This is a genomic window from Nocardiopsis synnemataformans, from assembly GCF_965343085.1.
Lineage (GTDB): Bacteria > Actinomycetota > Actinomycetes > Streptosporangiales > Streptosporangiaceae > Nocardiopsis > Nocardiopsis alborubida.
The window spans coordinates 190,122-214,574 of record NZ_CBDRFA010000001.1 but is presented as its reverse complement, the minus strand read 5'-3'; the positions used below and the strand labels follow the sequence as shown (position 1 = coordinate 214,574).

The 24,453-nt window shown below is 72.1% G+C and carries 23 protein-coding genes and 1 riboswitch; of the genes, 12 read left to right on the top strand and 11 right to left on the bottom strand.

The features are described from left to right. The first annotated feature begins 114 nt into the window (after positions 1-114). From ACSIH6_RS00900 to ACSIH6_RS00870, 7 genes are read left to right on the top strand one after another with little or no spacing between them, the layout of a single operon-like run. Positions 115-588 (top strand): Asp23/Gls24 family envelope stress response protein, encoded by a 474-nt coding sequence (locus ACSIH6_RS00900; RefSeq protein ID WP_435105528.1) that lies wholly within the window; start codon positions 115-117, stop codon positions 586-588. Continuing rightward, positions 588-908: a hypothetical protein gene (locus ACSIH6_RS00895; protein ID WP_017568087.1), complete on the top strand. Its 321-nt coding sequence runs from the start codon at positions 588-590 to the stop codon at positions 906-908. Before ACSIH6_RS00900 ends, ACSIH6_RS00895 begins: the two co-directional genes overlap by 1 nt. Before the next feature lie 37 nt (positions 909-945). After that, positions 946-1,119, top strand: a complete 174-nt coding sequence (locus tag ACSIH6_RS00890; RefSeq protein ID WP_013151469.1) for a hypothetical protein — start codon at positions 946-948, stop codon at positions 1,117-1,119. 17 nt (positions 1,120-1,136) lie between these two features. Further along, complete coding sequence (locus ACSIH6_RS00885) at positions 1,137-1,511, top strand: Asp23/Gls24 family envelope stress response protein (RefSeq protein WP_435105526.1); 375 nt, start codon at positions 1,137-1,139, stop codon at positions 1,509-1,511. A gap of 1 nt (position 1,512) precedes the next feature. Beyond that, a complete protein-coding gene (locus ACSIH6_RS00880; RefSeq protein WP_435105524.1) occupies positions 1,513-2,118 on the top strand; it encodes a DUF6286 domain-containing protein in 606 nt (201 codons plus the stop codon). Between the two features lie 2 nt (positions 2,119-2,120). After that, entirely contained in the window at positions 2,121-2,711 is a 591-nt protein-coding gene (locus tag ACSIH6_RS00875) for an Asp23/Gls24 family envelope stress response protein (RefSeq protein WP_435105522.1), read from the top strand. 43 nt (positions 2,712-2,754) lie between these two features. Continuing rightward, a complete protein-coding gene (locus tag ACSIH6_RS00870; RefSeq protein WP_435105520.1) occupies positions 2,755-3,156 on the top strand; it encodes a VOC family protein in 402 nt (133 codons plus the stop codon). A gap of 43 nt (positions 3,157-3,199) precedes the next feature. Here the strand turns inward: ACSIH6_RS00870 and ACSIH6_RS00865 are convergent, their stop codons facing one another. Continuing rightward, positions 3,200-4,456, bottom strand: coding sequence for a metal-dependent hydrolase family protein (locus ACSIH6_RS00865; RefSeq protein ID WP_435105518.1), 1,257 nt, complete (start codon positions 4,454-4,456; stop codon positions 3,200-3,202). Positions 4,457-4,578: 122 nt separating this feature from the next. Here ACSIH6_RS00865 and ACSIH6_RS00860 point away from each other — a divergent pair, with 122 nt between their 5' ends. Next, positions 4,579-5,412: a MurR/RpiR family transcriptional regulator gene (locus tag ACSIH6_RS00860; protein ID WP_061080606.1), complete on the top strand. Its 834-nt coding sequence runs from the start codon at positions 4,579-4,581 to the stop codon at positions 5,410-5,412. A gap of 189 nt (positions 5,413-5,601) precedes the next feature. Then, positions 5,602-7,032 (top strand): sodium:solute symporter family protein, encoded by a 1,431-nt coding sequence (locus ACSIH6_RS00855; RefSeq protein WP_435105516.1) that lies wholly within the window; start codon positions 5,602-5,604, stop codon positions 7,030-7,032. Positions 7,033-7,104: 72 nt separating this feature from the next. Here ACSIH6_RS00855 and ACSIH6_RS00850 read toward each other — a convergent pair whose 3' ends face one another. The 7 genes from ACSIH6_RS00850 to gcvT form a co-directional block, all read right to left on the bottom strand. Continuing rightward, a complete protein-coding gene (locus ACSIH6_RS00850; RefSeq protein WP_435105514.1) occupies positions 7,105-7,761 on the bottom strand; it encodes a restriction endonuclease subunit S in 657 nt (218 codons plus the stop codon). Next, on the bottom strand, positions 7,749-9,452 hold the full coding sequence (locus tag ACSIH6_RS00845; protein WP_435105512.1) for an N-6 DNA methylase: 1,704 nt from the start codon (positions 9,450-9,452) through the stop codon (positions 7,749-7,751). The genes ACSIH6_RS00850 and ACSIH6_RS00845 overlap by 13 nt, the downstream gene beginning before the upstream one ends. Positions 9,453-9,462: 10 nt before the next feature. Continuing rightward, positions 9,463-10,113 (bottom strand): hypothetical protein, encoded by a 651-nt coding sequence (locus tag ACSIH6_RS00840; protein WP_435105510.1) that lies wholly within the window; start codon positions 10,111-10,113, stop codon positions 9,463-9,465. Positions 10,114-10,388: 275 nt separating this feature from the next. After that, positions 10,389-11,801 carry an L-serine ammonia-lyase gene (locus ACSIH6_RS00835; RefSeq protein ID WP_435105508.1) on the bottom strand — a complete coding sequence of 471 codons (1,413 nt, stop codon included), beginning with the start codon at positions 11,799-11,801 and terminating at the stop codon, positions 10,389-10,391. A 77-nt stretch (positions 11,802-11,878) separates the two neighbouring features. Then, entirely contained in the window at positions 11,879-13,147 is a 1,269-nt protein-coding gene (gene glyA, locus ACSIH6_RS00830; protein WP_435105506.1) for a serine hydroxymethyltransferase, read from the bottom strand. Positions 13,148-13,154: 7 nt separating this feature from the next. Next, on the bottom strand, positions 13,155-13,535 hold the full coding sequence (gcvH, locus tag ACSIH6_RS00825; RefSeq protein ID WP_150250623.1) for a glycine cleavage system protein GcvH: 381 nt from the start codon (positions 13,533-13,535) through the stop codon (positions 13,155-13,157). Between the two features lie 157 nt (positions 13,536-13,692). Next, positions 13,693-14,805 carry a glycine cleavage system aminomethyltransferase GcvT gene (gene gcvT, locus ACSIH6_RS00820; RefSeq protein WP_435105504.1) on the bottom strand — a complete coding sequence of 371 codons (1,113 nt, stop codon included), beginning with the start codon at positions 14,803-14,805 and terminating at the stop codon, positions 13,693-13,695. 144 nt (positions 14,806-14,949) lie between these two features. Continuing rightward, positions 14,950-15,051: riboswitch (glycine riboswitch) on the bottom strand. A gap of 270 nt (positions 15,052-15,321) precedes the next feature. On the opposite strand from gcvT, the gene ACSIH6_RS00815 reads away from it, so the two are divergent. Further along, positions 15,322-16,251 (top strand): penicillin-binding transpeptidase domain-containing protein, encoded by a 930-nt coding sequence (locus ACSIH6_RS00815; RefSeq protein ID WP_435105502.1) that lies wholly within the window; start codon positions 15,322-15,324, stop codon positions 16,249-16,251. Positions 16,252-16,370: 119 nt separating this feature from the next. Here the strand turns inward: ACSIH6_RS00815 and ACSIH6_RS00810 are convergent, their stop codons facing one another. Then, on the bottom strand, positions 16,371-17,426 hold the full coding sequence (locus ACSIH6_RS00810) for a 3-deoxy-7-phosphoheptulonate synthase (RefSeq protein WP_435105499.1): 1,056 nt from the start codon (positions 17,424-17,426) through the stop codon (positions 16,371-16,373). A gap of 233 nt (positions 17,427-17,659) precedes the next feature. Continuing rightward, positions 17,660-19,378 carry an AMP-binding protein gene (locus tag ACSIH6_RS00805; RefSeq protein WP_435105498.1) on the bottom strand — a complete coding sequence of 573 codons (1,719 nt, stop codon included), beginning with the start codon at positions 19,376-19,378 and terminating at the stop codon, positions 17,660-17,662. 285 nt (positions 19,379-19,663) lie between these two features. Between ACSIH6_RS00805 and ACSIH6_RS00800 the strand changes: the two genes are divergently transcribed. Further along, on the top strand, positions 19,664-20,548 hold the full coding sequence (locus tag ACSIH6_RS00800) for a DUF4429 domain-containing protein (RefSeq protein WP_435105495.1): 885 nt from the start codon (positions 19,664-19,666) through the stop codon (positions 20,546-20,548). A gap of 91 nt (positions 20,549-20,639) precedes the next feature. Continuing rightward, positions 20,640-21,596 (top strand): prolyl aminopeptidase, encoded by a 957-nt coding sequence (gene pip, locus ACSIH6_RS00795; protein ID WP_435105493.1) that lies wholly within the window; start codon positions 20,640-20,642, stop codon positions 21,594-21,596. Between the two features lie 214 nt (positions 21,597-21,810). Here pip and ACSIH6_RS00790 read toward each other — a convergent pair whose 3' ends face one another. Next, positions 21,811-24,231, bottom strand: a complete 2,421-nt coding sequence (locus ACSIH6_RS00790) for a DUF4153 domain-containing protein (RefSeq protein ID WP_435105491.1) — start codon at positions 24,229-24,231, stop codon at positions 21,811-21,813. Positions 24,232-24,453: the final 222 nt, after the last annotated feature.

Below are 24,453 nucleotides of genomic sequence, written 5' to 3'. Positions count from 1 at the left end.
CCCTCTGGGAGGGCACATCCGCCGGGAAGGCGCGGGGAACGGTCCGGGGGCGCCCCGGGGCGCCGAGACCGCCCGTGCGGCCCGCACACTGCGTAGGGGGACCCAGTGACGGACATGAGGACCGAGACCAAGGTGCCGGGAGCCCGCGAGTCGGGCCGGACGAACCGGGGGGACTCCTCACGCGAGGAGGGCGGGCGCACCCAGATCGCGGACGGCGTGGTCGCCAAGATCGCCGGAATGGCCGCGCGCGAGATCGGCGGCGTGCACGCCATGGGCGGCGGGACCGCGCGTGCCGTCGGCGCCGTCAGGGACGCGGTGACCCGGGGGAGCGGCGAGAGCGGTTCGGTCTCGCGGGGCGTCTCGGTCGAGGTGGGCGAGCGCCAGGCCGCCGTCGACATCGACCTGGTCGTCGAGTACGGCGTCGCCATCCAGGACCTGGCCGCGGCCGTGCGCCGCAACGTCACCTCGGCGGTGGAGCGCATGACCGGGCTGGAGGTCACCGAGATCAACATCAAAGTGGACGACATCCACCTGCCCGACGACGACCGCGGCGAGGACGACGGCGAGTCCGCGCCCCGGGTCCAGTGATGGCGGCCGCCGACGAGGACCCGGGCGAGGTCGCCCGGCGCCTGGTGGAGGAGGCCGAGCGCTTTCCGGACGTGGTGGAGCTGTCCTCGGGGGGTTTCGGCACGCTGACCACGCCCGTTCCCGGAGGGCGGGTCCTCGGGGTGGCGGTACGCGCCGACAGCGTCGAGGTCGGCGTCGTGGTCCGGTTCGGGCGGCCCCTGCCGGAGATCGCCGCCGAGCTGCGCCGCGACCTGACCCCGATCGCCGGGGGCCGTACCGTCCACGTGTCCGTGGAGGACGTGGTCGCGGGGCTGCGGGACGGCGCACGGACGGGCGGTTGAGCAGGCAGCATCGGGTGCTGGACAAGAGGGGGAAGCCATGTGGCCCATCGTCGGACTGTCCTACGGGACGGTACTGGGTCTGGCCGCCGCGTTCGGCGGGTTCACGGCCTTCGCGCTGGTCCTGATCCTGGGGCTCGCGGGGTTCGTCGCCGGTCGGGCGATGGAGGGCGAGATCGACCTCACCGCGATGTTCTCGCGGCGCTCCGCCTGAGATGTGAGGGAGCGGACGTGGCCGGAGTGCGGACCAGTACGGTTCCCCGACAGAGGGAACGCCCGGGCGACGAGGTCGCCCGGGAGCGGACCGGGGGCGGGGGAGACCGCGACCCGGGCGGCCGCACCGTCATAGAACCCGGTGTGGTCGAGAAGGCGGCCGCGCGGGCGGTCCGCGAGGTCCCCGGCGCCCTCCCCGCCCGGTCGCGCACGGCGCGGGCCCGGGTGAGCGGCGAGGTCGTACTGCTCAGGCTGCGGATCGGCGTCCACTACCCGCACCCCGTGCGCGAGGTCGCCGCACGGGTGCGCGGGCACGTGGGGCAGCGGATCGAGCGGATCACCGGGAAGCGGGTCCACCACATCGACATCGAGATCGTGGAGTTGGTGCGCTGACATGACCACCGTGGAAGAGGTGCTCGGACGCCCCGACCAGGGCGTCGACCGCCGGGCCAGGCGGGTGGCCGTCCACACGTTCCGTCCGCGGCGGTCCTGGCCCGCGGTGATCACGGGCCTCGTGATCCTCCTCGTGGCCATCGTGGCCGCCGCCGAGGTGATCTCGGCCCTGGCGGGGAGCCCGCTGGGGCTGATCCCGGTCGGCGCGGCCAGCGGGTACGCGGCGACCACGACCTGGTCGATGCCGTCGGTGCAGATCGCCTCGGCGGTCCTGGCGCTGATCGGGCTAGCCCTGATCGTGGCCGCCCTGGCCCCCGGCCGGGGGCGCTGGACGGCGCTGCGCACCGACGACCCCGCCCTGGTGGTGGGGCTGACCCGGCCCGCGCTGCGCCGGGCGGTGGCCGCCGCGGCCGAGGGCGTCAGCGGCGTCGACGGCGTGCACGTGACGGTGCGCGGCAACAGGATCCGGGTGCACGCGCGCACCGGGATGCGCAGGTCGGCGGGGCTTCCCGCCGAGGTGACCGCGGCCGTGGAGCGGCGGTTGGAGGAGCTGGCGCCGCTGCGCAGCATGCGGATCGCCACCCACGTGCGGTACGCGGAGGGTTGACCATGGCTAGTGACAGGTCGCGCAGGTCGGCACGGGGGAACCGGTGGGGGCTGGTGGTCGTGGGCGCGGTGCTGCTCGTCGCCGGGCTGGTGTCGCTGGCCGCGGGACGCGGCCTGTTCGGCGGGGGAGCGGCCGACAGCGCCCTGCTCGGCCCCGGGGCCAGGGAGGCGCTCGGCCAGCAGTGGGTGCCCTACGCGGTGGTCGCGGTGGCCTTCGTCGCCGGTTTCCTGGCCCTGCGCTGGCTGATGGTGCAGGGGCTCAACGACACGGTGGGGCGCCTGGTCCTGGAGCGCGGAGACCAGGGACGGTTGGAGATGTCCGAGAACGTGGCGCGCGGGGCCCTGGAGCAGGAGGTCGCCGACTACCCGGGTGTGCGCCGCGCCCGCGCACGGCTGACCGAGTCCGCCGAGGCGCCGCACCTGCGGTTGGCGCTGACCCTGGACGACGACGCGGACGTGGCCGGGGTGTGGCGGCGGGTGAGCTCGGAGGCGCTGGCGAACCTGCGCCGGGCGCTGGATCTGGAGCAGGTGCCGGCCGTCGTGCGGATGTCGATGACGGCACCGGCCAAGAACCCGCGGCGCAGCCTGGCCTGAGCCGGTGCCGCGGATTGTCGGCACCCGCTGTTAGCTTCGCCACATGACTCGAATGACCTTCGTGAACCTGCCCGTCAAGAGCGTCGACGCCACCCGCGAGTTCTTCAGCGCGCTGGGTTTCGGCTACGACGAGACCTTCTCCGACGACAAGGCGCTGTGCATGGTCGTCAGCGACCAATCGCGCGTCCTGTTCCTGTCCGAACCCTTCTTCGCGGAGTTCACGCCCTCGGGGATAGCCGACACCTCCGCGGGCGCGGAGGTGATCACCTGCCTGAGCGCCGACAGCCGCGAGGACGTCGACCGGATCGCGGAGGCCGCCGCCGTGGCCGGGGCGACCCACGCCAGGACCACCGAGCACACCGGCATGTACTCGCGCTCCTTCGCCGACCCCGACGGCCACCTGTGGGAGTTCCTGTACATGGACGCGACCGCCACCATCTCCTGAACGGCGGTGGGCGCGGGCTCCGGGCCCGCGCCCACCGGTCGCGTCAGCGCACGGTGTCGCGCTCGTGGCGGACCCGGCCGTCGCGCAGCACGGTGCGCACGTTCACCTCCGGCGAGGCCAGGACCCCGATGTCGGCGAGCGGGTCGCCGTCGACCACCACGAGGTCGGCCCGCGCCCCGTCGCGCAGGGTGCCGACGACCCCCTCCAACCCCAGGAGCCGGGCGGCGTTGACGGTGGCGGCGCGCAGCACGTCCGCGGCGGGCTGGACCCGGCCGCGGATGGCGAACTCCTGGCTCTGGCGGTCCTGCATTCCGCCGAGCAGGTCGCTGCCGAAGACCAGGTTCACCCCGGCCTCGTGGGCCATGCGCAGGGCGTCCAGCCCCCGGCTGAGCACGGTGTCCACCTTGGCCTGGCTGGCCGCGGGCAGCCCGTTGGCGGCCCCCTGGAGGGAGAGCTCCTGGTAGGTGACGAGGGTGGGCACCAGGTAGGCGTCGTGCTCCAGGAACAGCTCGATGCTGCTCTCGTCGATGAGGTTGCCGTGCTCGATGCAGCGCACGCCGAGCCGGAGCCCGCGGTTGACGGCGCGGGCGGTGTAGGCGTGGCCGGTCACGTAGCGGTTGGCCGCCTCGGCCTCCTCCACCACGGCCCGGATCTCGTCCTCGGAGGACTGGGTGGAGTCGATGCGGTCGGTGGGGGAGGCCACGCCGCCCGAGAGCATGATCTTGAGGTGGTGGGCGCCGGTGCGCAGCTGCTCGCGGGCCGCGCGGCGGAACTCCACGGGCCCGTCGCAGACGATGCCCGCACCGGGGCAGCAGGCGTGGGTGTCGTTGCCCTGGCGTCCGGGCGCGCGGAAGTCGCCGTGGCCGCCGGTCTGGGACAGCGCCTTGCCGCCGAACATGAGCCGGGGGCCGTCGACGAGCCCCTCCTCGACCGCCCTGGCCAGACCCCAGTCGCCCCCGGCGACGTCGCGGACGGTGGTGAAGCCGCGCCTGAGCATGGCGCCCAGGGAACGGCCCGCGTAGCTGGCGACGTAGGAGGGCGACTCGTCCATCGCGGCGCCGAGGTCGGCGCTGAAGGCGGTCGGGTGCACGTGGGCGTCGATCAGGCCCGGCATGAGGGTGGCCCCCGCCAGGTCCACGGTCGGCACCTGCGGGCCCACCTCAGGCGGGGTTCCCGGGCCGCTGCCCGCGATGAGGCCGTCCCGCACCAGGAGCCAGGAGCCGGGGGTCCGCGTCCCCGCCTCGGGGTCGAGCAGTCCGGCGCCCGTGAAGAGGATGTGCGGTTCTGACTGGCGGGTCATGGATACCTCCGTCGGGGTTCGCGTTGTTGCAATATATGTTGCATCACGGCGGGGAGGCCACCCCGCGGGGGTGGTATCGCTTGGGGGTGCGGCGCGGTCCGGGGCGCCGGGACGGAGGGGTGATGGCGGACTGGATCGAGGCCGCGCTCGGCGGCGGACGCCTGGGACGCGCGGCCGAGCGCGTGGTCAGGGTGCTGCGGGACGAGCCGAGGTTCGCCTCCTACGCGAGCACCGCCGAGCTCGCCGAACGGGCCGGGGTCAACGTCGCCACGGTCGTGCGGGCCGCGCAGGCCCTCGGGTTCACCGGCTGGCCCGCCCTGCGCGTCGAGCTGCGCTCGCGCTACCTGGCCTCGCTCAGCGCCGGAGAGGTCCTGGCCGAGCACGCCGGGGCCGACGCCGACCCCGTGCGCGAGGCCTTCCGCGCCGACCGCGAGGGGCTGCGCGACCTGGAGCGGACCCTGGACCCCGCCCGGGTGCGCGCCCTGGCGGGCGCGGTGCACGGGGCGCGCCGGACGCGGGTGGTGGGCTCGGGGACCTTCGCGGCGCCGGGCGTGCAGCTCGCGCACGCCGCGGGGATCATGGGCTACGACGTGGAGCGTCTGGAGTTGGGGGGCACCGGCCTGGTCAGCGCGCTGGCGCGGATGGGCCCCGGCGACCTGCTGCTGGCGTGCGACCTGTGGCGGCTGCCGGTCGCGCTGCGGTCTGCGGCGCGGGTGGCCCGTGAGCGGTCGGTGCCGGTCGCGGTGATCACCGACCGCAGGGACTCCCCGCTGGTGGAGGGGGCGGACCACGTGTTGCTGGTGCCCAGCGAGGGCGTGGGCATGTTCCCCTCGCTCACCCCGGCGATGGCGGTCGTCCACGCGGTGCTGGCCGAGCTGGCCCGCGTCGGCGGGGACGCGGTGCTGGCGGCCGTGCGCGACACCGAGCGGCTATGGGAGAGCTCGGAACTCTTCTGAGCGTCGCCGGGGGAAACGACCTGGGACGACGCGGTGACACCACTGTGACGTGATCAGGGTCACGTTCAATGCAATAAGTGTTGCATTTCACGCGGTGGGGCTGCTTACATGGCCCGGTCGGACCGCCTCCGCTGGCCGGTCCCTCCCGTGCACGTCCCCCGATCCCGAACCTCGCCGCGAAGGTGGCCCATGCAGACGACCCATCTCGTGATTCTCGCCGTGTACATCCTGGCCATGCTCGGGATCGCCCTCTACTTCGTGCGCTCGGGCAGGCTGCGCGGCGGCGACGACTTCCTGTTCGCCGGGCGCAGCCTCCCCCGCCCCGTCATGATCGCCACCATGCTGGTCACCTGGGTCGGCTCGGGGACCATCATCGGCGGAGCCAACTTCGCCTACACCTACGGCCCCATGGCGGGCATGGTCTTCTTCGCCGGAACGCCGCTGGGCATCCTGGTCCTGCTCCTGGCGGCCCGCCGGATCCGCCGGGCGTCCCGGCACACCATCCCCGAACTGCTGGAGGTGCGCTTCGGCATCGGTGTGCGCACCGTCGCCGCCGTGGTCACCACCATCGCCTTCCTGGGGCTGACCGCCTCGCAGTTCGTCGGCGGCGGGTACGTCGTCAGCCTGGTCACACCGCTGTCCGCCACCCAGGGGACGCTGTTCGTGGCGGCCGTCGTGACGCTGCTGACCGTCACCGGCGGCCTGTTCTCGGTCGCCTACACCGACTTCGTCTCTGCCATCCTCATCGTGCTCGGCCTGTTCGTGTCGCTGCCACTGGTGTTCGCCGCGGTCGGCGGCCCCGGCGCCTACTGGGACGGCCTGCCCGAGCAGGCGACCACCTTCAGCGGTGGGCTCACCGCCCTCCAGCTCCTCGGCTACTTCCTCCCGCTCTTCCTGCTGCTGCTCGCCGACCAGAACATGTACCAGCGCCTGGCCGCGGCCAAGGACGAGCGCGAGGCCCGATCCTCGACCGCAGGCATGCTCGTGGGCAGCTTCTTCGTCTTCGTCCCCGTCGTGCTCCTCGCCACCGCCGCCGCGGTCCTCATGCCCGGCATCAACGGTGACATGGCGGTCCTGAGCCTGGCCTCCGAGGGCTACCTCCCGGCGGTGCTGGGCGGCCTGATCCTGGCCGGGGCGGTCGCCTTCGTCATCACGACCGGGTCCTCGTACATGCTCTCCTGCGCCTCCAACGTCGCCTACGACCTGTACGCCCGCTTCGCCGGGGACAGCGCGGACGAGCGCCGCAAGCTCGTGGTCCAGCGCCTCTCGGTCCTGGGCATCGCCCTCGCGGGCCTCGCGCTGAGCCTGTTCTTCCCGACCGTGCTGGAGTTGCAGATGTACTCCTACACGGTCTACGGCGCCGCGATCACCCCGGTGGTCCTGTCGGTGCTGTTCTGGAAGCGCGCGACCACGGCGGGCGCCGTCGCCGCGCTGGTGGTCGGCGCCGCCACCACCATCGGGTGGCAGGTCACCGGGACCCCGGGCGGTATCAACGCGGTCATCGTCGCCCTGCCCGCCGCTCTGGTCGCGCTCGTCGTGGCCAGCCTGGTCACCAGGGCCCCCGACCCCGCGCGGGTGGCCGCGGCCGAGGCGCCCGCACCCACCGGAACCGACGCCTGACACGCACGGGGACCGCTCCCGGACGGGAGCGGCCCCCGCCCGTCCTCCCGTACCGAGGAACGGATTGCCAGCTCAGGGTGTCGGTGGAAGAGGAGTCTCCTCCCCCGGAGCCGGGACCTGGCCGGAGAACAGCATGGGCGCGAGAGCCTCGCGCAGGTCGTTCGTGGTGCGACTGATCTCGGCGTGCAGATGGGCCTTGTCGTCCAGGGCGTGGAGCGCCGCCCCTATGGCACGCTGGATGGGCAGGGGCGGCAGGGCGGTCGGAAGTGAGCGCAGGGTGCGTTGCGTGATGGACCTGACAGTGCTTCCGGAGGCGTGTCTGTCGATCCATTTCTGGACTGGAAACAGATCCAGGTAGTGCACCAGGTAGGTCGGATCGACCTCTGGAGAGGGACGCAGTCGCAGCATCTGCGTACTGTAGAGCCAGCCCTGCTGCTCGGGCGCGACGAGAGCGAACCTGCCCAGGGTTCCCGTCCTCGCTCCGACGACGTCCCCGGCTTCGAGCAGGTAGCGGTCCAGGCGTGCGGCTACCCCGCCGGTCACACACACCTGTCCGCTCGCGGCGACCCGTCGGGCGATGATGTCCCTCGGCCGTACCACGGGGGTCCCCTGGTCGGAGAAATCCCGCGAGGACGTGCCCGCGCCGGAGGGTCCCGCCTGGATTTCGCACACCTCATGGAGGGGCCGCTCGCGCCAGTCAGCGGGGAGCGGGCCGATCAGGGAATCCATCGGTGTATCTCCTGGAGCATGCGATGGGCTCTGGTATCGGTCTCGGGGACGTGGCTCTCCAGGGCGTTGAGCTGCCTTGTCAGTTGTTCGAACCGCTCGGCCGCCTGCGCTGCTCTGGTGCCTTCGGCACCGTGGCCCGCCACGATGTAGGACGGAGGGTGGAGGGAGTAGTCCTGCTCGCGGATCTTCTCGATTCCTACGGCGCGGCTGATGTCAGACCTTCCGTGGTCGGCCTCCTGCCTCCAGACACGGTAGGCGGCGTGGATAGCTGCGACGTCCTGGGGGAGGAGTGCCCGGCGGGTTCGGGAGACCATCGAGCCCAGGTCGCTCGCGTCGATGAACAGCATCTCGGAACAGTGCCCTGTAGGACTGCGCAGTAGCCAGAGGCTCACGGGGATGCTCGTGTTCGGGAAGAGGCGGTCGGGGAACGCCACCACGCCCTCCACGGCCCCGGCTTCGATCATGGCCGAGCGGATCATCCGTTCGTCCTGATGATCGGAGAACGCGGCGTTGGTCGGCATCAGGACACCAGCTCTGCCGTTCGGGGCGAGCATGGTCACGACGTGTTGGAGCCAGGCGAAGTTCGCATTCGACTCCGGAGGGCGTCCGTAGGGGAAGCGGCGCTCATCCCAGCGGGTGAGCGTGGGCCTGTTGAGTGGCGGAGCGTCTGGAGGGCCGAACGCTGTCAGAGGTCGCGCGTTGAACGGTGGGTTGGTGATGACGAGGTCGGCCCGGGGGAGGTTCGGGAGCAGCCCGGGCTCGACAGCCCCTTCCAGGAGATGGGCTTCCACACCGTGGATCCGGAGGTTCATCTTCGCAGTGTGCGTCTCCCCGATGGTCTTCCCCGCACCGCTGAGCCGGTGACGTGAGGAAGGCGAGAGGTTTCTCAGGCGCCGGTCCGCGGCGATCAGGAACTCCCCGGTGCGGCAGAACGGATCGTGGACCCGGGCGAGGGGGCTGTCGTCGGTGACGAGCAGTCCGACGATCGCCTCCACCAGGCTGCCGGGGGTGCGCACGATCCCTGCGCGCCTGTCCTCCTCCCAGGTTGAGAGCAAGAGGTCGAAGGCGGTGACCAGTTTCTTTCCGCCCTCGTCACCGGAGCTGAGGAGTGCGATCTCCGTGAGGGTCCGGTGCAGGTGTTCCGCGCCCAGCGCGTACAGGACGTAGGACGACCTTGGCGAGACGCAAGCCGTGACGGACTCCGGGAGCGTATCGGAACCGTTGGGGAGTTCGACGTGCGACAGCAGTTCCCGCCAAGCTTCCGTGTGCTCGGCACACATGTACACGAGGTCGAGGAGTGCGCGGTAGCCGTCCGTGGAGATTCCGTTGTCCCGGAGCCTGTACAGGGCACGCGTGACGGTCTTCTCGAAGGTTCTGCCAGTTTCTTCCTTCACTGAACGGACCGTTTTCCGGCCGGTGCCCCGGCCGGAGGTCTCCTCCCCCGCGCTGGTGCGCACACGGTCGGCGTAGGTGGTACCTGTGGCCTCGTGCGGACTGCGGGCGTTGGCGGGTATGGCGCGTGAGGACAGCCAGTCGGTGACCTGGTCGAGGTCGAACAGCTCCCGTTCGGCGTCCGCCGGTTCGGGGAAGTCGGGCCCGCGCTTGTGCCAGTTGGTGACAGCCGCCCGGCTGACTCCCGCGTACCGGGCGAGCTGCGCGCGTGACACCAGTCTCGGTTCGTTCTGGTTCACGGAGACCTCCTCAGAAGCTCGGCGGAAGTTCGCCCCGGCACACCTGCTCCTTGACCAGGAGCACCTCGGGGACACGGTCGAAGGGCTTGATGCCGGAGGCGGCCTCGGGGCTGACGTACGAGAGCACAAGGTAGAGCTTGGCGTGGTCCGCCTCCAGGTGGCGGTGGTGGATCGGCTCGTGGTGCATGATGCGGTTGCGCAGCAGCCGCAGGGAGTAGAGCTGGTCCTGGAGGGTGCGGCGCGGTCCCCGGTAGCCGGGGAACGCGCGGTGGAGGGCGGGAACCCAGAGGTCCCGGTCATACCTGCGAGCGACCAGCGAGGACCAGAACCCCAGGGACAGTTCGGTGACGATGTCGTCCGGCATGGCCGAACGGCGGCAGCGGGCCCGCGCCTGGCGAACGAGGCGCTGGCCCTCGTTGTCCAGCGGAGCCCTGTTCCACCAGTCCTCCTGCCCGAAGTGGGCGCTCAGGCGGTTATGGAGGGAGTTGCGCAGAGCCAGTTCGAACGTGTGGAGCGGACCGTAGAAGGCCGCGGAGACCATGACGTTCCAGTGGTACAGGTTGACGGCTCGGGCCGCGTCGCCCCCACTGTGCCGGAGGTAGGGCGCGAGGCGGGGTGAGGAGTACGCGGAGACCATCCATTCCGGGACGCCGGTGCTCACGATGACCTTCGTTCTATCTCGGCTGAGGGCACGAGAGGACAGGGGGCGAGGACGTTTGGTATCGTTGCCTGCGTAAGCCCCGGGTTCGCCTCTGCTCAGCACGCCACCCGGGGCACGGCTTTTTCCGGGGCGGGTACTGCCCAGGCCCCGACGGCCAGCTCATCGCGAACGCGGCCGTGTGCACCGTCTTCCAGTAACAACTGGTACACAGGACGGCCGCACCATGCAAGCGCACTCCAGTGCGCGCTTTTGTTAACACCCCCTGGAGTGGGTCCTCAGCACTCGATGACGTTGACGGCCAGGCCGCCGCGCGAGGTCTCCTTGTACTTGTCCATCATGTCGCGGCCGGTGTCGCGCATGGTCCGGATGACCTTGTCCAGCGACACGAAGTGGCTGCCGTCACCGCGCAGCGCGATGCGTGCGGCGCTGATCGCCTTGACCGAGGCCAGCGCGTTGCGCTCGATGCACGGCACCTGCACCAGGCCGCCGATGGGGTCGCAGGTCAGCCCCAGGTTGTGCTCCATGGCGATCTCGGCGGCGTTCTCCACCTGGGCGGGGGTGCCGCCCAGCACCTCGGCCAGCCCGGCGGCGGCCATCGAGGAGGCCGAGCCCACCTCGCCCTGACAGCCCACCTCGGCGCCCGAGATCGACGCGTTCTGCTTGAACAGGATGCCCACGGCCCCCGCGGTCAGCAGGAAGCGCACCACGCCCTCGTCGCCCGCGCCCGGACTGAAGTGCAGGTAGTAGTGCAGCACGGCGGGCACGATGCCCGCGGCCCCGTTGGTCGGCGCGGTCACCACGCGGCCGCCCGCGGCGTTCTCCTCGTTCACGGCCAGCGCGTAGAGCGTGATCCAGTCGCTGCCGCGCATGGGGTCGGAGTCCACCCCCGTCGGCGCCAGCAGGCCCGACTCGTCGCAGTTGCCGCCCAGCTGCCGGTACAGGCGGTGCGCCCGCCGGGGCACCTTCAGCCCGCCGGGCAGGCTGCCCTCGGTGGTCACCCCGCGGCGCACGCACTGGCGCATCGCCTCCCACAGCACGAGCAGCTCGGCGCGCACCTGCGCGGGGGAGCGCCCGAACGCCCGCTCGTTGGCGAGCATCACCGCGCTGATCGACATTCCGGTGTCGGCGCAGATCTTGAGCAGTTCCTCGGCGCTGTCGAAGGGGTGGGGCACCTCGGTGTCGTCGGCCTTGATCCGGTCCGCGCCCGCCGCGCGCTCGTCCACGACGAACCCGCCGCCCACCGAGTAGTACACCTTCGCCGCCAGCTCGGCGCCGGAGGAGTCCAGCGCCACGAACCGCATCCCGTTGGGGTGGTCGGGCAGGCTCTCCCTGCGGCGGAAGTCCACGTCCACGGCCGGGTCGAAGGCCACCGGCGGCCCCTCGGGCCCGCCCAGGTACAGGGTCCGCTCCTCGCGCACCCGCTCCACCAGCTCGGGTACCGCGTCCACGTCCACGTGCTCGGGGGTGTGCCCCATCAGTCCCAGGACCACCGCCCGGTCACTGCCGTGCCCCTTGCCGGTGAGCGCCAGGGAACCGTACAGCTCCGCGCGCACGTGGGCCACGCCGTCGAGCAGGCCCTCCTCGCGCAGTCCGGCCACGAACGTGCGCGCGGCTTTCATCGGACCGACCGTGTGCGAGCTGGACGGTCCGATTCCGATCTTGAACAGGTCGAACACGCTGATGGCCATGGCTGTCCTCCTCGTTGAGTACAGGGCCCGGGGCATGAGGGTGCCGTGCGGGGCCGCCGGCCCCGCACGGCGGGGCTCTACAGGTTCGGGTAGAGCGGGTACCTGGCGGTCAGTGCCTGGACCCGGCCGCGCAGCGCGGCCTCGTCGAACTCCGGCTTGAGCGCCTCGGCGATGACGTCCGCGACCTCGGCGAAGTCCTCGTCGCCCAGACCGCGGGTGGCCAGCGCCGGGGTGCCGATCCGCAGGCCGGAGGTGACCATCGGCGGACGCGGGTCGTTGGGCACCGCGTTGCGGTTGACCGTGATCCCGATCGAGTGCAGGCGGTCCTCGGCCTCCTGGCCGTTGAGCTCGGAGTTCACCAGGTCCACCAGGACCAGGTGCACGTCCGTGCCCCCCGAGAGCACCTTCACGCCGACCTCGGCGGCGTCCGGCCGCGTCAGCCGCTCGGCGAGCAGTCTGGCGCCCGAGATCGTGCGGCGCTGCCGGTCGGCGAACTCCTCGCCCGCGGCGACCTTGAGGGCCACCGCCTTGGCCGCGATCACGTGCTCCAGCGGCCCGCCCTGCATGCCGGGAAACACCGCGGAGTTGATCTTCTTGCCCAGCTCCGCCTTGGCCAGGATCATGCCGCCGCGCGGGCCGCCCAGGGTCTTGTGCGTGGTCGTGGTGACCACGTCGGCGTGCGGCACCGGGTTGGGGTGCAGCCCCGCCGCGACCAGACCGGCGAAGTGCGCCATGTCCACCATCAGGAGCGCGCCGACCGAGTCGGCGATCTTGCGGAAGCGGGCGAAGTCCAGCTGGCGCGGGTAGGCCGACCACCCGGCGACGATCATCTTGGGCCGGTGCTCCTCGGCGAGCGCCTCGACCTCGTCGTAGTCGACGGTGCCGTCCTCGTCGCGCACGTGGTAGGCCACCGCGTTGAGGATCTTGCCGGAGTAGTTGATCTTCATGCCGTGGGTCAGGTGGCCGCCGTGGGCCAGGTCCAGGCCCAGGATGGTGTCACCCGGCTTGAGCAGCGCGAAGTACACGGCCGTGTTGGCCTGCGCGCCCGAGTGCGGCTGCACGTTCGCGTGCTCGGCGCCGAACAGTGCCTTGGCGCGGTCGATGGCGAGCTGCTCGACGACGTCGACGTGCTCGCACCCGCCGTAGTAGCGGCGGCCCGGGTACCCTTCCGCGTACTTGTTGGTCAGGACGGTGCCCTGCGCCTCGATCACCGCCTGGGGGGCGAAGTTCTCCGAGGCGATCATCTCCAGGGTGTCGCGCTGGCGGGCCAGCTCCGCGTCGACCGCGGCCGCCACCTCGGGGTCCAGTTCGCCCAGCGTCTGGTTGAGCGTGTTGTCAGTAGCCATCGGGGGCCTACTCCTCGCCTTCGGTCAGCTTGGTGTACTCCTCGGCGGAGAGAAGGTCGGAGGGCTCCTCGGAGATCCGGGCCCTGAACAGCCAACCGTCCTCGAAGGGCGAGGAGTTGATGGTCTCGGGCTCGTTCTCCAGGGTCGCGTTGACCTCGACGACCTCACCGCTCACGGGCGAGTAGACGTCGCTGACGGACTTGGTGGACTCCACCTCGCCGCACGGCTCGTCCGCGGACACCTCGCTGCCGACCTCGGGCACCTCGACGTAGACGATGTCGCCCAGGGACTCGGCGGCGAACGAGGTGATCCCGACGGTGGCGATCCCGTCCTCGACCACGACCCACTCGTGTTTGGCGGTGTAACCCAGCTCCGTGGGAACGCTCACTTCAACTCTCCTTGGAGGTGTTCCATTTTCCTGCCGCGCGCCCGTACGGCTGCTCGGCCCGGCCTACGCCCGGTCGCGCCCCGTGCGTGCGGGTCCCCTGTGGGGGGATCCCGCCGCGAGGGGCGTGCGGGCCTTCGGGGTGTGAAGGCCCCTGCTCCTACGACTGCCGCTTGTAGAACGGCAGTTCGACCACGTCGACGTCCTCGCCCCGTCCGCGCACGTCCACGGTGAACGCGCCGGTCGAGGTGTCGAGGTCGCCGTCCACGTAGGCCATGGCGATGGGGCGGCCCAGGGTGGGCGAGGGCGCGCCGCTGGTGATGGTTCCGACGGAGGTGCCGTCGCGCAGGACCTCCTGGCCCTGGCGCAGCGGGCGGCGCCCGCGCGCGACGAGGCCGATGAGGCGGCGGGGACGGGAGGAGCGGGAGGCCTCCTCCAGGGCCGCACGGCCCACGAAGTCGCCCTTGTCGAACTTCACGACCCGGCCCAGACCGGCGTCGAAGGGGGTGAGGTCGGCGGTCAGCTCCTGCCCGTACAGCGGCATCCCGGCCTCCATGCGCAGGGTGTCGCGTGCGGAGAGCCCGGCGGGGACGAGGCCGTGCCGCTCGCCCTCGGCCATGAGGGCCTCCCACACCTGGGGAGCCTTCTCCGCGGGGCTGACGAAGATCTCGAAGCCGTCCTCGCCGGTGTAGCCGGTGCGGGCGAGCAGGACGGGCTCACCGGCGACGGTGTGCTCGTACCCGGCGTAGTAGCGGATGCCGTCCAGGTCGGCGTCGGTCAGCGGCGCCAGGACGTCGACGGCGCGCGGCCCCTGGACGGCGATCAGCGCGTACTCGGCCGACTCGTCGTGGACCTCGACGTCGAAGCCCGCGGCCCGCTCGGCCAGGGCCGGGGCGACGACCGCGGTGTTGGCGGCGTTGGCCACGACGAGGTACTCGTCCTCGCGCAGCCGGTAGACGATGAGGTCGTCCAGGACACCGCCGTCCTCGGCGGTGATCATGGAGTACCGGGCGCGTCCCACCTTGACCTGGGACAGGTGGCCGACCAGCGCGTGGTCGAGGGCCTGGGCGGCCTGCGGGCCGGTCAGCCGGATCTCGCCCATGTGGGAGAGGTCGAACAGGCCCGCGGCCTCGCGTACCGCCCGGTGCTCGGCGGTCTCGCTGCCGTAGCGCAGCGGCATGAGCCATCCGGCGAAGTCGACGAGGGTGGCGCCGGCCTTCTCGTGGACATCGCGCAGCGCTGTCGCGCGCGGCGCGGATGCGGCATCTGACATGGGCACTCCCGAGAGGATGGGCGTCGTGACGTGCGTGGCGTTGCCATCCTCCCCCTCTGTCATCTGTGCCTGAGAGCTTCGCCGCGCGCTCGGCGCGGCTTGCACCTTCGGCGAGGGACGGCTGTCCCTGCTTTCCAGAGTGGTCTCGCCCGTACGGTCCGCTGTGCCTGAGAGGTTGTCTTCGGGGAGGGATTGCTCCTTCGGCGGCCCGCGCTGGATACGCGGGCACTCTCCCGTACGGGGTCAGCAACACGTTCAGCCTAGCAGCGGCCGTGAACGGCGCCCAAGGGTGCCCGGTGCGGCGTCGGTGCTCCCGCCGGAGCCCGTGAGCGGCCCCGTCGCGCGCCGTCCGCTTCGTGCCCGCCCTCCGCCGCCGGGCTGCCCGTGCCCGTCGTCCGCGCCCGCCGCCGTGCCCGCCGTGTCCTTGGGTCTTCGACACTCCGTCCGCCTCCATCCTGGAGCGGGGAGGCGGGGATTAGCGTGTGCGGGAGGTACCGACCGGGGGGAGGGAGACGGATGCGAACCGACACCGGGAGGGCGGCGCGCGGAGCGCGCTCGCTCGCGGCCGGATGCGTTCTGTCCCTGGCCGCGGGCACGGGGTGCGCCGGGGCCGTGGACGGACCGCGGGAGCCGGACGGGCCCGCCAGGGAGGGGGCGGAGGCCGGGCCCCCGCCCCTGACGCGGGGCGACGTGGCCGCCGTCGAGCGCGAGGACCTGGAGTCGGTGTTCGCCGACGCGGGCGTCGGGGGCACCTTCGTGCTCCACGACGTGATGGAGCGGGAGGCGACCGTGGTGGAGCCGGAGGAGGCCCGCGAGCGCACGGCCCCCGCGTCCACCTTCGACCTGGTCAACACCCTGGTCGGGCTCCAGACGGGCGCGGTCGGGGACGTGGGCGAGGTGGTGCCCCACGGGGGCGGGCCCCAGCCCGTCGACCGGTGGGAGCGGGACATGGCACTGCGCGAGGCCTTCCCCGCCTCGAACCTCCCCGTCTACCAGGAGGTGGCCCACAGGGTCGGGCACAAGCGGATGGCGGCCTGGGTGGACCGGCTGGACTACGGCAACCGTTCGGTGGGCGACGCGGACGCGCTGGACCGGTTCTGGGTGGAGGGGCCGCTGGAGATCTCCGCGATGGAGCAGACCGCCTTCCTGGCGAGGCTGGCCCGCGACGAGCTGCCCGTGGACGACGCGCACCAGGAGGCGGTGCGCGAACTCGCCGCCCTGGGGGAGGGCGACGGCTACGCCCTCCACGGAAAGACGGGGTGGAGCGGGGAGGCCGACCCCGCGCCGGGCTGGTGGGTCGGCTGGGTCGAGCGCGGCGACGACCTGTACACGTTCGCGCTGCGCATCGACCTGGAGGAGGACGGGGACGCCGAGCTGTGCGAGTCGCTGGGGCGGGAGATGCTCGTGGAGCTGGAGGTCCTGCCCGAGGAGGAGCGCACCGCCTGAACGGGGCGTGCGTCCCGAAACGCGCGTCGGCCCGCCCCCGACGCGGGAGCGGGCCGGTGTACGGAAGAGGGTCTGTTCTTGGGCGGGCCTCAGCTCGCGGGGGCCCGAGGAGACACCGGCTAGGCCTTGCGGCGCTGGCGCACGGCCTCGGCCAGCTGGGCCAGCACGTCGCCGGTGGTCTCCCAGCCCATGCACTTGTCGGTGATCGACTGGCCGTAGGTCAGGGCGGCGGGGTCGCCCAGCTTCTGGGCCCCCTCGACGATGAAGCTCTCCAGCATCACGCCGATGACGCCCCTCTGGCCCTCGGCGACCTGGGCGGCGATCGCGGCGGCCACACCGGGCTGGCGGGTGTGGTCCTTGCCGCTGTTGGCGTGGCTGGCGTCGATCATCAGGCGGCGGGGCAGCCCGGCGCCCTCGATGACGTCCAGGGCGGTGTTGACCGGCCCGGCGTCGAAGTTGGGGCCGCTGCGGCCGCCGCGCAGGATGACGTGGCAGTCCGGGTTGCCCTCGGTGACGACCACCGAACCGGCGCCGGCCGGGTCGATCCCGAAGAAGGTGTGCGAGGCGGCGGCGGCGCCGACCGCGTCCACGGCCACCTGGACGTCGCCGTCGGTGCCGTTCTTGAAGCCCACGGGTGTGCTCAGACCGCTGCTCAGCTGGCGGTGCACCTGGCTCTCGGTGGTGCGCGCCCCGATCGCGCCCCAGGAGACGACGTCGGCGATGTACTGCGGGGTGATGGGGTCGAGGAACTCGGTCCCGGCGGGCAGCCCGAGCGCGTTGATGTCCAGCAGCAGCTTGCGCGCGGTGCGCAGGCCGCGGTGCACGTCGTAGGTGTCGTCCAGGCCGGGGTCGTTGATCAGGCCCTTCCAGCCGACGGTGGTGCGCGGCTTCTCGAAGTACACGCGCATCACGACGCAGAGCTCGTCGCGCAGGGAGGGCACCAGCTCCTTCAGGCGGCGGGCGTAGTCCATGGCGGACTCGGGGTCGTGCACCGAGCAGGGGCCCACGACGACCAGCAGGCGGTCGTCGTCACCGTCCAGCACCCGCTTGACCTCGGCGCGTGACTCCTCGACCAGGGCGCTGCGCTCGGGGCCCAGCGGAAGCTCGGCCAGCAGGTCCCGGGGGGCGATGAGCGGCTTGTAACTGGCCACCCGTGTGTCGTTCGTGCTCGGCATGGTGTTCCCCTCGGGTCCCGTCTGTCGTGTTTTCCGCTGTCGCCACGAAAACCGTCTTATGAAAACAGTAGCGCGGGCGGTTCGGCACTCCGCTGCCGCGTCGGCCGGCACGGTTCACGTGACAGAAAACACCACACCGGTTTCGGACGCCGAAAAGCGTCTCATTTCGTGAGACGGTATTTTCCCGGTTCCCGCGGCCATTTCCGCCGGGGGCGGCTCCGGCACCCGCTCGGTCACTGCCCCGACCCCGGGAGGTCCTCCTCCCAGTACTCGCGCGGGTTGCGCGCGCCGTCGGTGACCGTGCCGCGCTCGGCCTCGGCCCGACGCAGCTGCACGCGACGGATCTTACCGGAGACGGTCTTGGGCAGCTCGCCGAACTCCAGGCGGCGCACCCTCTGGTGCGGCGACAGGCGCTCGCGCGCGTGGGCCAGGATCGACCGCGCGGTCTCGGCGTCCGGGGCCACCCCCGCGGCCAGGGTCACGTACGCCTTGGCCACCGCCAGCCGCAGCGGGTCGGGCGAGGGAACCACGGCCGCCTCGACCACGTATTCGTGCTCGACCAGAACGCTTTCGAGTTCGAATGGTGAGATGCGGTAATCTGAGGCCTTGAACACATCGTCGGATCGACCGATATAGGTAATGTAACCGTTCGAATCCCGGCTGGCGATGTCACCGGTGCGGTAGCGGCCCCCGCGGATCACCTCGCGGCTGAGGTCGGGGTTGTCGGCGTAGCCTTTCATCACCCCCACCGGTTCCCGGGCCAGGTCCACGCAGATCTGCCCGGTGTCGGCGGGTTCGTCGGTGGCCGGGTCCGCCAGCACCACGTCGTAGCCCGGCATCTCGCGCCCCATCGAACCGCGCACCACCTCCTGGCCGGGGCCGTTGCCCAGCAGCACGGTCGTCTCGGTCTGCCCGAAACCGTCGCGCACGGTCACGCCCCACGCCTCGCGCACGCGGTCCACCACCTCGGGGTTGAGCGGCTCCCCGGCGGCCACCGCCTCGCGCAGTCCCACGTCCCACGCGGCGGGGTCGGCCTGTGCCAGCATCCGCCACACCGTCGGCGGCGCGCACAGCGTGTCCACCCCGCAGCGCACGACCGCGTCCAGCAGCCCCGCCGCGTCGAAGCGCTCCTGGTTGACGACCAGCACCGTCGCCTCGGCGTTCCACGGGGCGAACACGCTGCCGTAGGCGTGCTTGGCCCACCCCGGCTCGGACACGTTGAGGTGGACGTCGCCCGGCCGCACGCCCAGCCAGTACATGGTCGACAGGTGCCCCACCGGGTACGAGCGCTGGGTGTGCACGACCAGTTTGGGCAGGGCGGCGGTGCCGGAGGTGAAGTACAGCAGCAGGGGGTCGTCGGGGCGGGTGGGGCGCGGAGGGTGGAAGTCCAGACCGGCGTGCTCGGAGTCGGCGTAGTTCAGCCACCCCTCCATGTAGCCCGTGCAGATCCGCGTCCAGTGCCCCCGCAGCGGCGCGAACTTCTCGGTCTCGGCGGCCGAGCACACCACGTGCGCGATCTCGCCGCGCTCCAGCCGGTCCAGCAGGTCGCTCTCGGAGAGGGAAGTGGGGGTCGGGCAGACCACGGCGCCGAGCTTGGCCGCGGCGAGCAGGGTCTCCCACAGTTCCACCTGGTTGCCGAGCATCAGCAGGATCCGGTCGCCCGGGTGCACGCCCTGGTTGTTCAGCCAGTTGGCCACCTGGCCGGAGCGCTCCGACATCTGCCGGTAGGTGTACCTGGCCTGGCCGCCGTCCTCCTCCACGATCCACAGCGCCGTCCGGTCCGGACGCCGCTCGGCCACCTCGTCGAAGTAGTCCAGCGCCCAGTTGAACCGGTCCGACCGGGGCCAAATGAACTCCCGGTGCGCCCTCTCCTGGTCCTCGCGCAGGTCCAGGAGCAGGTCCCGGGCGGCACGGAACTCGGCCGCGCCCGCGGCTGCCGTCTCTCTCGACATGTGGCGACCTCCGGTTCAGGGACAGGGCGCCGACCGCACTGTCCGCCGGTCCCGCCCGGGCGGGGCGGTGCAACGGGTGTGCCCCGCTGGTCCTACCCGGGATGCGCTGCCGTGACGCCCCACCCGCGGTGGAGGTCGCGCCGCCGCGGCGGACGGGGATCCGAGGCGGTGCCGCGTCCCCGGGCGGGCGGCGTCCGGTTCCGGATCACCCTCCCCTCACACCCGGTCCGGCCGACCGTCCCGCGCCCCCTCATGCGGAGCCCGCTGGCTCTAGGATGTGTGGACATGGAGGAACTTCGCGGACACCACGGAACCTGGCGGATCGACGACGAGACGATCCGTATCCGCTTCGACTCCGGCCGCAAGGTGCCCACCCTGTTCCGGTCGCTGGGCAGCTGCGCGGTTCCGATGGCCGCCGTCCGCGAGGTCGACTTCGACCGGGGCAGTCGCAAGCACGGCTGGCGGCTCCGGCTGAGGCTGGTGGAGGACACCGATCCCTACGCGCTCCTGGGCGTCCCCGGCCGGGACGCGCTCACCCCGCTGCTGATCACCGGCCCGCACGAGGGCGAACTCCTCGCCGAGTACTACTCCGAGCAGATCGCCGCCTCGGCCCGCTTCGCCCGCGAGACCCTGACCGAGGAACTCGACCCGCGCGAGGTGGCCAGAGGGCTGGTGGCCCGGCCCCCGCTCCAGGTCCGCACCGCCGAGGGGTCGGCCTCCTTCGACGGCACCCGCGTGCGCTTCCAGTGGGACGGCTGGCTGGCCAGCACGGCCAAGGAGAAGGAGAAGTCCCGCGACTACCAGCTCTCCGAGATCGAGACCGCCCACTGGCATCCGCCGGTCGACGTCACCGAGGGCTACCTGCGCATCGTGCTGCGCGGGGTGACCATCCCCGAGGCCACGGCCCTGGAAAACGACTTCTTCACGCTCGCCTCGCACGGGACCAAGGGCAGCGAGGAGACCCTGCTGATGGCCGCCACCGTCAACGCCCACGTCGCGGCGGCGCGGGAGGCCCAGACGGGGCCCGCGGAGCTCACCGCGGCGGCGGCCGACGACGGCAGCGAGGCGGTCTTCGCCAAGATCCGCGAACTCGGGCGGCTGCACGCCGAGGGGCTGCTCACCGACGAGGAGTTCAGCGTCAAGAAGGCCGAACTCCTCGACCGGCTCTGACCGGTCGGCCCCCACCGGGTGCCCCGGCCGCGGCGCCCGACTCCGCCGGGGTCCCCCGGGGAGGAACCACGTCCACGAAAGGGCTCACGCTTTGCGTACCTTGTACCCGCCCATCGAGCCGTACGACTCGGGGATGCTCGACGTCGGCGACGGACACCGCGTCTACTGGGAGCTGTGCGGCAACCCCGCGGGCAAGCCCGTGGTGTTCCTGCACGGCGGCCCCGGCGGCGGATGCGTGCCCGACCACCGCAGGCTCTTCGACCCGGAGCGGTACCGGATCCTGCTGTTCGACCAGCGCAACTGCGGCCGCTCCACCCCGCACGCCAGCCAGATGGACACCGACCTGTCCACCAACACCACCTGGACGCTGGTGCGGGACATGGAGCGGCTGCGCGAGATGATCGGCGCGGAGTCCTGGCAGGTCTTCGGCGGGTCCTGGGGCAGCTGCCTGGCGCTGGCCTACGCCCAGCGCCACCCCGAGCGCGTCAGCGAGCTGGTCGTGCGCGGCATCTTCACCCTGCGCGAGAGCGAGCTGCGCTGGTTCTACCAGGAGGGCGCCTCCCAGCTCTTTCCGGACCTGTGGGAGTCCTACCTGGCGCCCATCCCCGAGGAGGAGCGCGGTGATCTCATCGCCGCCTACGCGCGCCGCCTGAACTCGCCGGACCGGGAGGAGCGCCTGGCCGCCGCGCGCTCGTGGAGCGTGTGGGAGGGGTCCACGGTCACCCTGCTGCCCAACCACGAGCTGCGCGAGCACCACGCGGACGAGGACTACGCGCTGGCCTTCGCGCGGATCGAGAACCACTACTTCGTCAACCGCGGGTTCCTCGCACCGAACCAGCTCATCGACGGGGCGGAGGCGATCCGGCACATCCCCGGCGTGATCGTGCAGGGCCGCTACGACGTGTGCACCCCGGCCCGCACCGCCTACGACCTGCACAAGGCGTGGCCGGAGGCGGACTTCCACATCGTGGACGACGCCGGGCACGCGTTCAGCGAGCCCGGCATCCTGGACCACCTGATCGAGGCGACCGACCGCTTCGCGAAGTAACCCGGGGCGCGGGCGGCCCGGCCCCGGGGCGGACGGGAGGGCCGCCCCGGGTCTTCGGGAGAGGCGTGGGGTGCGGGGGGAGCCCCCGCGCCCCACGTTCCCCGGCCGTTCCGGTGGTCCACGAACGCGGCGGGAGCCGTGCGCGGGAGGAACCGCGCGAGGCGTCCACCGGGGGCGGGCGGAGGGCGGCGGGGGTGTGCGCCCGACACGCTTCCTAGTGGCCGCGCTCGTAGGAGCAGCTCGTCCCGACCTGGCCGCCGATCTCGAACAGGCCGAGCTCGTCCAGCTGCTGGAGCCCCCGGTGGCGGGACAGGTTCCATGACGCGAACCCGGTGTCGTCGGACTCCTCCACGAGGTTCTGGAATCCCACCAGGGCGCAGTCGCGGTCGTTGCCCTCCAGTTCGATCAGACCAGGGATCGCGTCGGTGGACAGGTCGCGCAGGTACCAGGTGTCGACCGTGGTCAGGTCCAGGTCCTGGTGGCTCTCGGCGATACGCAGGTCCGGGTTGCCGTAGGCGAACACGGCCAGGGCCGCTCCGGCCAGGGCGGCCGTGGCGCGGGGCAGCCAGGCCGCCGACCGGCCCAGGGTGTTGAGCGCGCCCGCCACGAGCAGCAGGCCGAACACCCCCGCGCTCCACATGATCCACGCCTCGGCGCTGGCCCGCATCCGGGTCAGCCCGTAGGTGTCGATGTACAGCTGTAGGCGCATCATCGCCGAGGCGAGGATGACCAGGGTGAGCGTGCACAGCAGCCCGAGCAGGGCGTTGCGCAGGACGCGGGTGGTGCTGGAGGGCAGGACGCGCACGACCACCGCGATGACGCACAGGACGAGCAGGCTGACCACGACCAGCTGGAAGAAGCCCTGGCGTGCGTACTCGGCGTAGGTGACCCCGGCGACGCGCTGGACGTACTCGTCACCGCCGAACATGGCGACGGCCTGGACCGCGAGGAACGCGGTGAACAGGAGGACCAGGGCGCTGATCGGGATCGTCCACACCCACACCGGCAGGGGAGTCCGCTCGGGGGAGGGGCCCACGGGGGCGGTGTGGGGAGGGGGCCCCGGCGTGTGGCGGCGGCGCGCGGTCAGCACGGCGGAGCCGGTGAGGAGCACGGCCGTCGTCATGGCGAACAGGTCGCCGAACGGGTTGAGGTCGCTCTCCAGGAGCAGGTCGGTGAACATCCGGCTCAGGTAGCTGCCGAACACCGGGTCGGCGAAGGCGAAGAGCAGGCCGAAGACGAGCAGCAGGCCGACCGTGGTCACCGTGGTGACCAGGACCGGACCGACCAGGCGGCGGGACCGCTTGCCCTGTAGCGGCGCGGTCAGGAACCGCGGTGTGGAGGGCAGGTTGCGGAACAGGGCGAGCGAGCCGGTGACGACGCCCACCGCGCCCTGGCGGGAGGCGGGGTTGCGCGCGGCGAAGGCCATCGAGGCGAGGAGGAAGGACGCGGTCAGGGTCCAGAAGAGCACCCAGCCCGCGTCGCGGAACACCGCCGTGAACAGCAGGACGGCGGCGAGCACGCCGTAGACCGCCGACCAGGTGTAGGCGTGGCGGTCGGGTGCGGGTGCGGGTGCGGGTGCGGGTGCGGGTGCGGGGGCGCGGTCGGGGTCAGGGGTGTGGGTGGGAGCAGGGGCGGGCGTGGCCTGAGAGGCAGAGGCGGATTGGGGGGCGGGGGCGTGTGCGGCTGTGGGGTGGGAGGGGGACAGAGGTGAGGGTGCGACGCTTGGAGCTGCCTCAGCGGCCTCAGCGGCCTCAGCGGTTTCGCCAGCACCGGTGGGCCCTGTCCTGGTGGCCTCGTCAGTCCCAGTGGCCTTGGTGGCCTCTTCGTTCCCGGCTGTACCGTCGGACGCGACCGGCTCAGTGAACTCGGGGACGGAGGCGGTTCTGGTGTCCTCCTCGCTCCCGGTCGGCTCAGCTGCCTCAGCGGCGCTGGATGCGGAGCCCTCATCAGCCTCTGGGGCACCCGTGTCCCCAGAGGTCACACTCCCAGGCGTACCTGTTCCGCTGCTGTCGGACGCGCTGCCCTCTGCGGCCTCGGATGGCCCTCCCGCCTCAGTCGAGGGATTGGCCCCGGAACCCTCATGGGCCTCCGTGGTCTCGGAGGCCGCGTTTTCGGCCCCGGAGACAGCTCCGACGTTCTCCGCGTCCTCCACGGTGCCGGAGGGGTTCTCGGGCCGCGGTTCCCCGTCGTCTCCGGCCGGATCGCTCTTCGTTTCTGGACCGGTTTCACCGGAACCCTCGGTCAGGTGGGCCCCCGGGCTCCCCACGGTGTCGGAAGCCTCCCCGGACCCCGGTTCCCCGCTTCGGTCCTCCTCGTCCTCCGCATCGCTCTCGGGGACGGCGGGGCGCACCATCAGCGCGGCGACCGCGGTCAGGCCCGCGACCACACCGGTGATGACCAGGCCGATCCCGGGCTGGTCGAACGTGGCCAACAGTGCGGCCACCACACCGACGCCGAACACGGCGACCGGCAGCCACGCGGGCGCCTGGGGCAGGGGCACCCGCGTCCGCTCCCGGTACCGGTAGGCCGGGTCGTGGTACGCCTGCTGGTACTGCTGCGGGTGTGACAGGTGCGCGAACGTCGTGCCGTACTGCTGCGGCCCCTGGTGGGCACCCTGCTGCCTCACCTGCTCCATGTGCTGCGGATACCCCGTCTGCCCCGGAGGGCTCGGATACCCCGTCTGTCCTGGCGGGCCCGGCTGTCCTGGGTTTCCGGGCGGACTCGGTTGACCGCCCTGTCCCGGCGGACTCTCCTGCCCTGCCTGTCCTGACGGACTCGGCCGCCCCACCTGCCCCGGTTGCCCGACCTTCCCCGGCGGACCCGGTGCCGCGGGGGTCCCGTACGGCCCCGGCGCGGG